This window comes from Enhygromyxa salina (genome assembly GCF_002994635.1).
GTDB classification, from domain to species: Bacteria; Myxococcota_A; Polyangia; order Nannocystales; family Nannocystaceae; genus Plesiocystis; species Plesiocystis salina_B.
Map to the genome: position 1 here is coordinate 1 of NZ_PVNL01000061.1, position 12,650 is coordinate 12,650.

Consider the following 12,650-nt stretch of genomic DNA (forward strand, 5'->3'; position numbering starts at 1 on the left):
CCTCGAAGGTGGGGGTGGTGTTCATGGAAAAGCCAAATCCCCCAGCCCCAACCCGGCCTGGGGGATTTGGCTTTTCCATGAACACCACCCCCACCTTCGAGGCGACCGTCGTCGCTGAGTTGCCCCAGCAGCTGTTTCGCCTCGATACCTCAGAAGGTCAGCTCGTCGCTGGCCCATCCGAGGAGTGTAAGCGCCTGGGGGTTCCCGTTCGGACGGGGCAACGTGTGCTGTGCCGCAGGGCCAGCCTCGATCCGGGCCGCGGTGTGATCCTCGGTCTCGCGCGCTAGCGAGAGCACCCCGTCACATCCCCGGCGAGAGCAGAGCAAATGAAAGTGCGATCAAGCGTCAAGAAAATCTGTGACAAGTGCAAGGTGATCAAGCGACGAGGAGTCGTGCGGGTCATCTGCGAAAACCCCAAACACAAGCAGAGGCAGGGCTGACATGGCACGCGTAGCTGGAGTCGACCTTCCTCGTAACAAGCGCGTCGTCATCGCGCTGACGTACATCTACGGCGTCGGGAACACCACCGCCCGGCAGATCCTCGACAAGGCTGGCGTCGGCCAGTCGATCCGCACCGACGACCTCAACGACGAGCAGCTCACTGCGATCCGTCGGGTCATCGAGACGGACTACAAGGTCGAGGGTGACCTCCGACGCGAAGTCCAGACCAAGATCAAGCGACTGATGGATCTCGGTTGCTACCGCGGCCTCCGTCACCGCCGTAGCCTGCCTGTTCGTGGCCAGCGGACCCACACCAACGCGCGCACCCGCAAGGGCCCCAAGCGGGGCCAGGTCGCGATGAAGAAGAAGTGAGGTAGTCCCGATGGCATCGACACGCGGTAAAAAGAAAGTCAAGAAGAACATCCCGACCGGGATCGTTCACATTCAGTCAACCTTCAACAACACCTTGGTGACCGTCACCGACGTCAACGGCAACGCGATCTCGTGGGCCTCGTCGGGGATCCGAGGGTTCAGGGGCTCGCGCAAGTCCACGCCGTTCGCCGCCCAGCTCGCCGCCGATCAGGCCGCGCGCGCGGCTCAGGATCACGGCATGCAGACCGTGGCGATCCGCGTCTCCGGCCCGGGTGCCGGGCGCGAGTCGGCGCTTCGCGCGATTCAGTCTGCGGGTCTGCGCGTCACCTCGATCAAGGACGTGACGCCGATCCCCCACAACGGTTGTCGTCCGCCCAAGCGGAGGAGGGTCTAAGCCATGGCACGTTATACGGGACCTGTGTGCCGGCTGTGCCGGCGCGAGGATCAAAAGCTGTTCCTCAAGGGCGATCGCTGCTTCTCGGAGAAGTGCGCCTACGACCGTCGTCAGTACCCACCCGGCCAGCACGGCCAGGGTCGGCGCCGGCGGCCGAGCGACTACGGCCACCAGCTTCGTGAGAAGCAAAAGGTCAAGCGCATGTACGGGCTGCTCGAGAAGCAGTTCCGCGGCTACTACTTCAAGGCCGCCCGCATGAAGGGCATCACCGGTGAGAACCTGCTGAGCTTGCTCGAGCGTCGCCTCGACAACGTCGCGGTCCGCTGCGGGTTCGCCAGCAGCCACGCCGAGGCGCGCCAGCTCGTGCGTCACGGTCACTTCACCGTCAACGGCCAGCGGGTCAACATTCCGAGCTACCTCGTGCGCGAGGGCGACGAGATCTTGGTCCGCGAGAAGAGCCGCAAGGTCGCCAAGATCAACGAGGCGCTGGCCAAGCTCGACCGCTCGCCCCTGCCGCTGTGGATCGACATCGACCGCGACAACTACAAGGGCAAGATCAAGAACGTTCCGCAGCGAACGGACGTCGCCGCTGACATCGACGAGCAGCTCATCGTCGAGCTCTACAGCAAGTAAGGGGACCGCATGCAGGACTACAACACCATTGCCCGCAACTGGCGGGATCTGATTCGCCCCAAGAAGCTAGACGTCGACAGCGACTCGCTGAACGAAGCCTACGGCAAGTTCACCTGCGAGCCGCTCGAGCGTGGCTACGGCATCACGCTCGGCAACAGCCTGCGTCGCGTGCTGCTGAGCAGCCTGCAGGGCGCCGCGATCACCACGGTCCGGATCGACGGTGCGCTCCACGAGTTCACCTCGATCCCCGCGGTCGTCGAGGACGTCACCGACATCATCCTCAACGTGAAGGCCCTGCGCCTGAGCATGGATGACGCCACCCCCCGGACCCTGCTGATCGACAAGACCGGCGAGGGTCCAGTCCTGGCCTCCGACATCCAGGCGCCGTCGGGCGTCCACGTGCTCGACCCCAATCAGCACGTGGCCACGCTCAGCAAGGGCGGCCGCCTGCACATGGAGATGACCTGCGCGATGGGTCGCGGCTACGCGACCGCCGACCAGAACAAGACCGAGGGCATGCCGATCGGCGTGATCCCGATCGACTCGTTGTTCTCGCCGATCCGCAAGGTCAACTACCGGGTGACCAACGCCCGCGTCGGACACCAGACCGACTACGACAAGCTCAGCTTGCAGGTCTGGACCGACGGCTCGGTCCGGCCCGACGACGCGGTCGCCTACGCGGCCAAGATCCTCAAGGAGCAGCTGTCGATCTTCATCAATCACGAGGAGATCGAAGAGGCGCTCGCACCCACGCAGTCCGAGCAGGACAAGCTCAACGACATCTTGTGGCGCTCCGTCGACGAGCTCGAGCTCTCGGTTCGCTCGGCGAACTGCCTGCAAAACGCCAACATCCACTACATCGGCGACCTCGTGCAGCGCACCGAGGCCGAGATGCTCAAGACCAAGAACTTCGGCCGTAAGTCCCTCAAGGAGATCAAAGAGATCCTTGCGCAGATGGGACTGTCGCTCGGCATGAAGATCGAAGGCTGGCAGGGGCCACCCCCCGCCCGGGAGGAATGACCCATGCGTCACCAAAAATCCGGCCGTAAACTCGGTCGCAATTCCTCGCACCGCAAGGCCATGTATCGAAACATGGTCACCTCGCTGCTCCGGCACGAGCGCATCACCACGACCGTGGCCAAGGCCAAGGAGCTGCGTGGTGAGGTCGAGCGGACGATCACCGTCGGCGTTCGCTTGGGCGATCTGCTCGACAAGCCCAAGGACGAGCGGACCCGCGACGAGCAGGCTCGCTACGCCCACGCCATGGCCCACGTGGCCAAGACCGTGCAAGACCGCGAGATCCTGCACAAGCTGTTCGAGGACATCGCGCCGCGCGTGCGCAAGCGGCCGGGCGGGTTCACCCGCGTGGTTCGGCTTGGACAGCGCCGGGGTGACGCGGCGGAGATGGCGATCATCGAGCTCGTGGATCGCAAGATCCCCGAGGCCGACGGCGCCGGCGACTCCATCAGCTGAGCTCGACGGCTGACGACGACTGAGCCCGCGTCCTCGGACGCGGGCTTTGTTTTTGGTTCGGCTTTGGGTTCGGCGTCTCGACCCGCCGCGGCTACGATGGGGCCGTGAGCGAGCTGCCGACACCCGATCCCGAGCGCCTCATGGACCTGGTCCGGATGCGGATGCCGTTTGGGAAGTACGAAGGCGTGACGTTGATCGACCTGCCGCAGCCCTACCTGGTTTGGTTCTCTCAAAAGGGGTTCCCGAACGGGCGCCTGGGCGAGGCGATGTCGCTGGCGCTGGAGGTCAAGCACAACGGGCTCGAGGGGTTGGTGAAGGGCCTGCGCTAGCCTCGGGTTTGTCGAAAAATTTGCGCTGAGATCGCGTGACCGTATGGTCTGCGACATGGGCGCAGGTGTTGATCCTCTCACGGTGGTGGGACTTACGTTGCTCGCGCTGTTGCTGGTCTTGGCCTGGCTGACCCGACGGCTGCGCGGGGGGGGCCCGCTGGGGAGCTTGGCGAGTCGAGAGCGGATGGTGTTGACCGCTCAGCACACCGTGCAGGTGATCGAGATCGCGGGCGTGCGGCTGCTCGTGGGAACCGGACCGAGCGGCGCGCCCGCGGTGCTGGCGACGCTCGGGCCGGTCGAGCAGACCGCGTCGCCGCCGAAGCCGGCGCTGGCGCGGCCGTGGGCGGAGCTGCTGGGTCGCTTTGGAGTCGAGGGTGGGCGCTGAGCTGCCGGCGAATGTCTCGGTCTGGCTGATCCTGGGTGCCCTGCCGCTGTTGCTGGCGGCCTGCACGGCGTTCACGAAGATCTCGGTCGTGTTGGCCGCCCTGCGCCTGGGGCTTGGGGCCGAGCGGCTGCTCCCCTATGGGTCGATGCTGGCGCTGGCGCTGGTGATCACGACGCTGGTGATGGGGCCGGTCGCGGAGGCGTGCATCGCCGCGCTTGAATCAATCGGTGGGATCGAGGCGGTGATCGCTGCGCCGCTGCAGGTCGGCGACGAGGTTTTGAGCCCGCTGTGGCAGTTCTTGGCCGACCACGCCGACCCCCGACAGATCGACGTGTTCGCCGAGCTGAGTGAGCGCGAGCCCGATCAGCCGGCGGTGCTGGTGCCGGCGTTCTTGCTGAGCGAGCTCGCTCGGGGGCTGCAGCTGGCGGTGATGATCCTGCTGCCCTTCGTGGTCGTGGATCTGATCTGCGCGCAGGTGCTGGTGCTGCTCGGGCTCCACCAGACCCCGACCGCCGCGGTCGCGCTGCCGGCCAAGATCTTGTTGTTCCTGGCGGCCGACGGGTGGACGACGGTGATCGTCGGGCTGGTCGAGGGGTATCGATGATCGACGCGCTGAGCCTGGCGATCCGCGAGGGCTTCGCGCTGGTGCTCGTGGGCGTGCTGCCGCTGATCGGCGTGGCGGCCGTGGCCGCGATCTTGGTGGGGCTGCTGTGCGGGTCGCTGGGGATCCGTGACGCGGCGCTGGGGCAGATCGTCCGCGCGCTGGCGGTGGTCCTGGCGCTGGCGCTGGTGATCTCGAGCATGGCCGCGTCGACGCTCGAGTTTGCCTCGCGCTGCTGGGCGTGGCCTGGAGATCCCACGCCTGGCGCCAGGCCTGACGACACCATGGGAACCGAGCCGTGAACCCGATCCTGGTGGCCGCCGCGCTGGCGAGCGCCCGCGTGTGGGCGGTGCTGCGTGTCCAGGCCAGCTGGCGGCGTCTGCTCGGGCCGAGCTGGGTGTGGATCGCGGCCGCGCTGGCGGTGGTGGTGGCTGGGCTCGCGCTGGTTCGCGGGCAGCTCGGGGCGCCGGCGGTCAGCGAGCTCGGGGTGCTCGGGATCTGGCTCGGCTTCGAGCTGCTGCTTGGCAGCGTGCTCGGCCTGGCGGTCTCGCTGCCGGGCTGGGCGTTGGTCGGCGCGGCCGAGCAGAGCGAGCACGCGCTGGGGCTGCGGGCCGACGCCGGCGGCTCACTCAGCGCCCTGATGATCGCGGCCTCGCTGGCGGCGGGGCTGAGCCTGGGCCTGCACGCGCCGCTGCTCGCGGGGCTGGTGGGGCTGTTCGAGACCTTCGCGCTCGCGGATCCCGGCGCATGGCTGCCCGCGACCGAGGCCCTGCCGGCGTGGCTGATCGCTCGCGTCGCGAGCATCACCGTCTTGGCGCTGGCGCTGGCGACCCCGGTGCTGCTGACCCAGGCGCTCGTGCAGGTCTGCGTGGTCAGCCTCGGTCGCGGCGGGGCCGAGCCGACAGACCTGGTCGCGGCCGTGGCTCCGGCGCTGCGCCTGGCCGCGGCGCTCGTGGCTCTGGGCGCGGCCTGGTCGGCTTATCCCGAGGCGTTCGCCCGAGGGATGTGAGAAGGTCTCGGCGTGCGAGGGGGCGTTGCGAGTCTCGGGTTGATGACCGCCCTCGCGGTCTCGAGCCTCAGCGGTTGCGGCAAGGACGAGCTCGCGCCGCTCGATCGCCTGGTCCAGCCGACCGGCCTGGCCCAGAGCCCCGATGGGGATCGGCTGTTCGTGACCAATGGCAATTGGGATCGCAGCCACACCAGCTCGGCGCTGGTCGTGCTCGATCTCGCCGCGCTCGCGGCCGGGCTCGCGCAACCTCGAGGTGTCGGTGAGGCGCTCGACGCGAAACGTCCCTGCCGCGCCCACGCGCGCGACGATCGGCTCGAGTGCGAGCCGCGTCTGCTGATCGATCCCGAGCTCGGCGTGCGGCTGCCCTCGGGCGCGGGCAACATCGCGATCGATCGCCCGGGCGGCGAGCAGGGGCCGCTGCGGCTGTTGATCCCGACTCGCGTCGAGCCCGGCGTCACCTGGGTCGACGTGTTCGGCGAGGGCCTGGGCGACGCCGGCCGGCTGCGCCTCGACTGCGGACAGGCCGAGGATCAGTTCTGCGATCGCGTCCACCGGGTCGGTTCTCCCGGCGAGATCGGCGACGACCCCTCGCGGCTCAGCCTCGACGATCGAGGCTTTCGCTACGCCTACTTGCCGCACTTGCTCGGGCGGCGGTTGACGCTGATCGCTCTCGACGGTGACCGCGGTCCGGAGGTCGTCGACGCCCACTCCGAGTTCTTCCGCGAGGACGAGCTGTTCGACTCGGGCCTCGGCGGCGGGTTCTCGGTGATCCAGCGCGCGTGCGATCTCGACACGGGCAACGTCCCCGCGCTGTCGCAGGGCTGCACGCGTCCGTTCTTGCTGGCCACCCAGCGCTACTGGTGGGGCCTGCGATCGTTTCGGGTGGCGCCGGGACTCGACGTGTTGATCGCCGGCAACGAGTCGACCGTGCTCGGCCCCAACCTCGAGTCCGCCGAGCCCAAGCCGCTGATGGGCGGCATGGCCTACGAGGATCCCGAGCAGGGCGATCGACTGCTGGTCGTGCACACGACCCCGCCCGCGCTCAGCCGGGTCGACACCAGCCTCGACGAGGATCAGGACGTGGGCGTCCGGGTGCTGGCGACGGTCAGCCTGTGCACCAACCCCAACCTCGTGCGCGTGCATCACCCCGCGCTCGACGGTGGACCTGGACCGTCGCTCGCGCTGGTCAGCTGCTACGGCAGCGATCAGCTCGCGGTCGTGGATCTCAACGTGTTCGTGGTCGTCGCGACCCTCGACCTCGGCGATGGACCCAACGAGATGTTGATCGACGACGCGCGCGACTGGTTGTTTGTCGCCAACACCGCCGACAGCACGATCTCGATCGTGGATCTCGACGCTGGACGGGCGACCTATCTGACCGAGTTCGCAACCTTGGGGCTGGGCACGCCGTCGCGCTCGGGCGACGCGTCGTGATCGCTCAGGGTCCGCAGTAGCCCGCGTTGGGTTGATCTTCGAGACCCAGCAAGTGGCAGATCGGCTCGAGCCCGAAGCAGGGCAGCTCGAGCGTGTCACAGGCAGGCGTGCAGCATGAGGCGGCCTCGTTCGCGCAGGGGACCGAGTGCACGGCCGCGGGTGTGCACAGGTAGCTCGGGAGACACTCGCCATCGTCCTCGCACGCGTCACCGGCCACGCCAGCGCCCGGGTTGGACGTGCACACGCTCACGGGCGCTCCGCCCGAGCCGACGGCGAGGTTGCAGGCGTCAAACACCACGCTGCAGTCCTGGGTGAGCAACTCGCAGGGCTCGAGGCACATGCCAGGTAGCGGAGAGTCGGTGCGGGTGCACACGCGACCGTCCTCACACGTTTCCTCGCCGGGAAGATCGGGCGCGCACAGCTCGCGGCAGCGCGCGTCGAAGCACACCAAGCCGGGTACGCACTCGGTGTCGTCGTTGCACTCGTCATCGACGAGGCCGACCCCGTTGGCTGGCACACAGGTGAGGGTGTCTGGATCGCACGCCATGTCGGGTCCGCAGGCGTCGAGCGGGTCTGCGAGCAGATCGCAGCCAGGCAGATCGAGCTCGCCGTCAGTGCCGAGATCTCCCGATTCGCTGTCTCCTGTGGCGGTGCCGCTGTTGGGCATGCCCGACGTGAGGGTCACCGGTCCCGAGCCGCCGCCCGGTGGAGGACCGAGCGGCTCCTCGGCGACGGGACACGCCGTGATACAGGCTGACAAGCCGAGCAGTCTCCAGGCCGGATGCATGGTGCGTTGTTGCTAGCACGGTGTTGGGATCGCAGCTAAGTGATTTGGCTCGCGTGCCGGTGCTCGGGCGAGTGCGTGTGCTGTGCGCGTTCAACCTGATTAGGGGTCGACAGCGCGCCTGGTTTTGGCTGATTATGTCGCCCAGTGTCCCGCGGGCCTTGGGCTCGCGTTCGAGAAAAATCGAATTTTCATCCGCCCGCGATGACTCGCTCGTGCCACGAGCAGCGGGAGGACACCCACCACACACCCAACCGACACGGCCCGCAACGGACAGGACTGAAATGAAACGACTACTTGGCGACAACTGGAAACGAATTGGACTGCAAGTGGGCCTCCTCATGGGGATTGGCCTCGCGTTTGCGATCGGCACCCAGGGTGAAGAGGCGACCGCTGGCGGCAATCCAGACTGCCCCGAGGAGGGCGACTGCACCTTCAAGAAGCCCAACGTGATGTTCATCATGGACTACTCGACGTCCATGAACACGCTTTGGGACATGGAGAACAACCTCACCCGCTGGGAAGTCACCGTCGCCGCGGTGCAGCAGGTGATCCAGCCCGGCAGCTTCCTCAGCCAGAACACCCACCTGGCGCTGATGCGCTTCGGTCACGATCCCAACGCCAACTCGCCCAACACCGCCATTGTCGGTGACCAGTCGGGCATCATCGACGGCAACAAGATCGACGTTCACTGGGACGACGACAACAACGAGTACGTGCCGTGCAACGGCCAGGAGCTCGTCGACTCGCTGCAGAACATCGACGCGCCCATGCAGGGCATGGCAGTCGGTATTGGCACCTGGACCAAGGGCGCGCTCGAGGCGGTCAAGGTCGAGATCAACCAGACCAAGGCCGACCACCCCGACGACCAAGTGATGCCCGCGCGCGCGTACGTCAACGTGCTGCTCACGGACGGCGCCTGGACTGGCGTCGACGGCACCTCCGTCTTGGCGCCCGCGAGCCAGAACCCGGCCATCACCGCGATGGACCTGTTCGACAACAGCAACGTCCAGACCTTCGTCGTGGCCGTCGCTGGTGATCCGGCCGCCGAGATGGCCGCCGACGAGACCGCCGCAGCTGGTGGCACCACCGAGGCGATCGACGGCGCAACGCCCGAGCTCCTCGCGATGGCGCTCACTGGCGTCGTCAACAACATCATCAACTCGGTCGTCGCGCCCGAGTGCATCGGCGGCTTGCCGCGCGTGATGATCTTGCTCGACGCGTCGTCGTCCATGCTCAACGTCAACGGCGGCACCGTCGCTGGCGGCATGGACGAGACCGGCTGGGATCAGGCCCGCGACGCCCTCGCTGGCAACATGTCGCTGTTCGACATCGACGTCGGCATCGGCGCCGCCGAGGACGTCACGCACCTCGGCCTCGCGGTGTTCGGGCACAACCAGCCCGCGCCCGGTGAGCAGAAGGTCCTCGTCCAGTACGGCCCCTGCATGAAGGACAACTTCGGCTGGGCCCTCGATCCCAACACCTCGTGCGAGCAGCCGGGCTGTGACGATCCGTGGGGTGGTCCGCCGATCGCGTGGAGCTTCAAGGACGGCCAGGTCGAGGATCCGCCAGGGTTCGACAACCCGACTCAGAGCCACATGCCGCAGTGTGGTGGCGTCGCCGCGTTCTGCTCGGGCTCGGGTACGTACACCCACCTCGGTCTGCAGCTGATCAAGAACAACCAGCAGACCTACCACGCCAACGCGCAGATGATGGGCGCGCAGTTCCCTGCGAACGACTCCACCATCTACTTCAACATCCTGATCACCGACGGCCAGTACAACCTGTACTCGACCGACGCGCAGGTCCAGGCCGAGATGACCCAGATGTACAACGCTGGGATCACGACCTACGTGATCGGGTTCGGCGACGGCGTCGATCAGCCGGCTGCCATCGCGCAGCTCGACAACATGGCGAACTGGGGCTCGGGCGGCACGGAGATGTACTTCGATGCCAACAACCAGGCCGACCTCGAGGCCGCGCTGGCGTCGATCTTCGGGACCCTGAACTTCGACCCCTGCTGCGCCTTCAACGACTGCTCGCAGAACCCCGAGCCGACCACCAACGAGCCCGACCCGGTTCCGAACCCGACCACGACCACCGGCGACGGCGACGGCGACGGCGACGGCGACGGCGACACGGGTGACGGCGACGGCGACACCGGTGACGGCGACGGCGACACGGGTGACGGCGACGGCGATCCGGGCGATGGCGACGGCGACCCCGCCGGCGACGGCGACGGCGACACGGGCAACGACACGCTCGGCGACGGCGAGACCGGCACCGGCACCGGTGGCGATCTCGGCGCCGAGGTCGGCATCGACGACGGCTGCAACTGCAGCACGCCCGACAACGGCACGGACAAGACGCGCGGCTTGCTTGGGACCTTCTTGGCCCTCGGCTTCGCTGGCCTGATCCGTCGTCGTCGGCGCGACTAAGCTGCTTTCAGCTCGGGCGAGGCTGCTATCAGCTCGGGCGAGGTTTCTCGCCCGCTTGCATGCGCCCTTCGTGGACCGGTTCAACGGTTGGCAGCGGGCCGCCCCTCTCGGGGCGGCTGTTCTTTTTAACTCGTAGGCTGTGTTCAGCTCGGGCGAGGGTTCTCGCCCGCTTGCATGCGCGTTCGTGGACCGGGTCCACGGTAGGCAGCGGGCCGCCTCTCTCGGGGCGGCCTGTTCCTGTTTGAGCCGCAGACAGCTAGATGATCTGCATGGCTAGATAGGTGGTGAGCGCGGCGATCATGGCGGCGATCAGGACGACGAGCACACGCGCTAGGCTCAGTCGCTTGCGCTGGCGGTCTTGCAGCGCGGCGGTGGCTTGATAGGCCTGACTGAGCTCGCGGCTGAGCTCTTCGGGGCGCATGATCGGGACGTCGGGGACCTGCGGCTTGGCCAGGTGACCGTGAAAAGAGCCCAGGCTGCGGCTGGTCGTGGGTCGACGGTTGGGGGTGCGTGCTCCCTCGCGCAGCTTGGTGGTGGGCCCGAGCGGTTGGCTCGGTCGACTCGGCTGGGTGGGGCGGCTCGGGCGGCTAGGCCGGGTCGGTCGGGTCGGCGGGCTGGGCTCGAGCATCATGAAGCGTGGGCCCGGCTTGGCCGGGCGCGCCGCAGTCGGCGGGGAGTGGAGGTCGCGTTTTGTGGTGACTGGCGTGTCGGGAGCAGGGCTAGTCAAGCCGGACTCGAGCTCGAGCAGGCGATCGCGCACCTCGGCGCTCGTGATCCGCAGCGTTGGGTTGGGCTCGAGCATGCGCTCGACGAGGGCAGCGAGCGCGGCCAGGCGGGCGGGGTGCCATGTCGATGTGTTCGCGGTGTCGAGCTCGAGCAGCGCGGCGCCGACGAGACCGAGCGCGTGGACATCTGTCGCGGGGCTCGGCGCGTCGCTTACCGCGGCAGCGCCGAGCTGGCCAAGCCGATCGAGCAGGCTGATCGCGCACGGACTGGCCGACGTGCGGGTCTCGTCGCGGATCAGGATCGTCGAGGGTGAGATCCACCCGTGGACAACCGGCGGGCGCTGGGCGTGGAGGTACGCGAGCGCCTCGGCGACGCCCACCAAGATCTTCACCGCGAAGCCCTGCTCGCGCACGCGTTCGCTGTCGTCCTGAAGTCGCGCTGCCAGGGTCTCGCCGCGGACATGCTCGCGGATCAGCCACACGCGCGCGCAGCCCTGACCGATGTTCGGCTCGAGCTCGTGGTCGAGCTCGAGCGGCAGTCCGGGGTGCTGAAGGGCCTCCATGCGCGCGGCATCGTCCGCGAGTGGGTGCGCCCCCACCTGCGTGTGCGGCAGCGTCAGCGCCAGCGCGCGGACCAGCAGGCCGTCCTCGACTCGTGTGGCGCGATACCCAACAGGCTCGAGCGCTCGCGGCGATGCAGCGTTGGCTTCCAGCCGCCGATCCAGCCGCCGATCCAGCCGCCGATCCAGCCGCCGATCCAGCCGATAGCGCGCCATGACGAAGGGATCGCCCTGACACGTGGGACAGCGAGGGACGCCCACGTCGACCGGGCGAAGACACTTGGCGCAGAGCATCGCTGCCTCTCGTGGTCGTCGAAAATCGCACGACCGCGAGCGAACACAGTAGCACGCGAGCTTCGTGTGGTGCCCGCCTCGCGGGGCAGTTCAGGCGGTTTGTCCCGCGCGGCAACGAGCGGGCCCGAAGCCTGGCCCGAGCCGAAAACACCGAGCGACTGCGCGCATGCGGAGGGCGACCGCTGCGCCAGTCGCCTCGAGCTGGACGTTGGGACCTGAAGAGTGACCTTCCAGGCATGACTCGGTTCACGGCGCAGCGCATGGTGGTTGGCGACGCAGGCGATCGAGCCCGTGTTCGACGACAGGCCGAACACGGCGACCGCAGCCCGACGCGATCACGATCTGAGACGAGCGCGGTCGACATGACCTGCGACCGAGGTTCGAGCTGCCGACGCGCACGATCCGGTCCACGCGACAGCGTCTCGATCGGCGTTGGGTTCGTCGTCGCGACCGAGATCGACGAGGTCCGCGTGGCAGCGAAAAAAAAATCACTGGCTCGATCGCGGATCATCGGCCTATGATTTCGACGTCATCATGACCAAGCGACGCCACGTACAACCAACACCACGCGCCACCACGCGCGCGCATGTGTTGGGCGTGCTGGGATCTCTTGGTTGCTCTGGTGTCTGGTCTGGCTTCACTCGAGTCGCTTCTCATCGGGGCCGCGCGCGCTCGCGTTGCCTTGGGTTCATGCGGGTCACGCAAGTCGTCAGGTCTCGCCCACTGAGCTCGACTCCAGCACTCGCGTGCTCGAGCGTGAACGGTTCGGGTTTGGGGT

15 protein-coding genes are annotated in these 12,650 nt (G+C 67.6%); 13 read left to right on the forward strand and 2 right to left on the reverse strand.

Annotated features, from left to right (window positions below; translation table 11 throughout):
* Positions 1–326 precede the first annotated feature (326 nt).
* From rpmJ to ENSA7_RS16710, 12 genes are all read left to right on the forward strand, one after another.
* The gene (gene rpmJ, locus ENSA7_RS16655) at positions 327–440 is read left to right on the forward strand and encodes a 50S ribosomal protein L36 (protein ID WP_106090284.1); all 114 of its coding nucleotides are present in this window, start codon (positions 327–329) and stop codon (positions 438–440) included.
* 1 nt (position 441) lies between these two features.
* Positions 442–813 (forward strand): 30S ribosomal protein S13, encoded by a 372-nt coding sequence (gene rpsM, locus ENSA7_RS16660; RefSeq protein WP_052551111.1) that lies wholly within the window; start codon positions 442–444, stop codon positions 811–813.
* A gap of 10 nt (positions 814–823) precedes the next feature.
* Complete coding sequence (rpsK, locus tag ENSA7_RS16665; protein WP_052551113.1) at positions 824–1,207, forward strand: 30S ribosomal protein S11; 384 nt, start codon at positions 824–826, stop codon at positions 1,205–1,207.
* 3 nt (positions 1,208–1,210) lie between these two features.
* On the forward strand, positions 1,211–1,840 hold the full coding sequence (gene rpsD, locus ENSA7_RS16670) for a 30S ribosomal protein S4 (RefSeq protein WP_106090285.1): 630 nt from the start codon (positions 1,211–1,213) through the stop codon (positions 1,838–1,840).
* A gap of 9 nt (positions 1,841–1,849) precedes the next feature.
* Positions 1,850–2,860, forward strand: a complete 1,011-nt coding sequence (locus ENSA7_RS16675; RefSeq protein ID WP_106090286.1) for a DNA-directed RNA polymerase subunit alpha — start codon at positions 1,850–1,852, stop codon at positions 2,858–2,860.
* Positions 2,861–2,863: 3 nt separating this feature from the next.
* A complete protein-coding gene (gene rplQ / locus ENSA7_RS16680; protein WP_106090287.1) occupies positions 2,864–3,313 on the forward strand; it encodes a 50S ribosomal protein L17 in 450 nt (149 codons plus the stop codon).
* A 104-nt stretch (positions 3,314–3,417) separates the two neighbouring features.
* Entirely contained in the window at positions 3,418–3,642 is a 225-nt protein-coding gene (locus ENSA7_RS16685; protein ID WP_106090288.1) for a DUF3820 family protein, read from the forward strand.
* A gap of 82 nt (positions 3,643–3,724) precedes the next feature.
* On the forward strand, positions 3,725–4,027 hold the full coding sequence (locus tag ENSA7_RS16690) for a flagellar biosynthetic protein FliO (RefSeq protein ID WP_146157772.1): 303 nt from the start codon (positions 3,725–3,727) through the stop codon (positions 4,025–4,027).
* On the forward strand, positions 4,017–4,631 hold the full coding sequence (locus ENSA7_RS16695) for a flagellar type III secretion system pore protein FliP (protein WP_181233807.1): 615 nt from the start codon (positions 4,017–4,019) through the stop codon (positions 4,629–4,631). The genes ENSA7_RS16690 and ENSA7_RS16695 overlap by 11 nt, the downstream gene beginning before the upstream one ends.
* Complete coding sequence (locus tag ENSA7_RS16700; RefSeq protein ID WP_106090291.1) at positions 4,628–4,930, forward strand: flagellar biosynthetic protein FliQ; 303 nt, start codon at positions 4,628–4,630, stop codon at positions 4,928–4,930. Before ENSA7_RS16695 ends, ENSA7_RS16700 begins: the two co-directional genes overlap by 4 nt.
* Entirely contained in the window at positions 4,927–5,637 is a 711-nt protein-coding gene (locus ENSA7_RS16705; protein ID WP_106090292.1) for a hypothetical protein, read from the forward strand. Before ENSA7_RS16700 ends, ENSA7_RS16705 begins: the two co-directional genes overlap by 4 nt.
* Positions 5,638–5,679: 42 nt before the next feature.
* A complete protein-coding gene (locus tag ENSA7_RS16710) occupies positions 5,680–7,071 on the forward strand; it encodes a YncE family protein (RefSeq protein ID WP_106090293.1) in 1,392 nt (463 codons plus the stop codon).
* Positions 7,072–7,075: 4 nt separating this feature from the next.
* On the opposite strand, the gene ENSA7_RS16715 is transcribed toward ENSA7_RS16710, so the two are convergent.
* Entirely contained in the window at positions 7,076–7,831 is a 756-nt protein-coding gene (locus ENSA7_RS16715; RefSeq protein ID WP_146157773.1) for a hypothetical protein, read from the reverse strand.
* 308 nt (positions 7,832–8,139) lie between these two features.
* Between ENSA7_RS16715 and ENSA7_RS43735 the strand changes: the two genes are divergently transcribed.
* Positions 8,140–10,293 (forward strand): MYXO-CTERM sorting domain-containing protein, encoded by a 2,154-nt coding sequence (locus tag ENSA7_RS43735; protein WP_181233808.1) that lies wholly within the window; start codon positions 8,140–8,142, stop codon positions 10,291–10,293.
* Between the two features lie 256 nt (positions 10,294–10,549).
* Here the strand turns inward: ENSA7_RS43735 and ENSA7_RS43740 are convergent, their stop codons facing one another.
* Positions 10,550–11,872, reverse strand: coding sequence for a serine/threonine-protein kinase (locus tag ENSA7_RS43740; protein ID WP_181233809.1), 1,323 nt, complete (start codon positions 11,870–11,872; stop codon positions 10,550–10,552).
* Positions 11,873–12,650 lie beyond the last annotated feature (778 nt).

Excerpts from the sequence above, each read along its gene's own strand:
- rpsD (WP_106090285.1), top strand. The coding sequence starts at position 1,211 with ATGGCACGTTATACGGGACCTGTGTGCCGGCTGTGCCGGCGCGAGGAT.
- ENSA7_RS16675 (WP_106090286.1), top strand. The coding sequence starts at position 1,850 with ATGCAGGACTACAACACCATTGCCCGCAACTGGCGGGATCTGATTCGC.
- rpsK (WP_052551113.1), top strand. The coding sequence starts at position 824 with ATGGCATCGACACGCGGTAAAAAGAAAGTCAAGAAGAACATCCCGACC.
- ENSA7_RS43735 (WP_181233808.1), top strand. The coding sequence starts at position 8,140 with ATGAAACGACTACTTGGCGACAACTGGAAACGAATTGGACTGCAAGTG.
- ENSA7_RS16710 (WP_106090293.1), top strand. The coding sequence starts at position 5,680 with ATGACCGCCCTCGCGGTCTCGAGCCTCAGCGGTTGCGGCAAGGACGAG.
- ENSA7_RS16700 (WP_106090291.1), top strand. The coding sequence starts at position 4,628 with ATGATCGACGCGCTGAGCCTGGCGATCCGCGAGGGCTTCGCGCTGGTG.
- rpmJ (WP_106090284.1), top strand. The coding sequence starts at position 327 with ATGAAAGTGCGATCAAGCGTCAAGAAAATCTGTGACAAGTGCAAGGTG.
- rpsM (WP_052551111.1), top strand. The coding sequence starts at position 442 with ATGGCACGCGTAGCTGGAGTCGACCTTCCTCGTAACAAGCGCGTCGTC.
- rplQ (WP_106090287.1), top strand. The coding sequence starts at position 2,864 with ATGCGTCACCAAAAATCCGGCCGTAAACTCGGTCGCAATTCCTCGCAC.
- ENSA7_RS43740 (WP_181233809.1), bottom strand. The coding sequence starts at position 11,872 with ATGCTCTGCGCCAAGTGTCTTCGCCCGGTCGACGTGGGCGTCCCTCGC.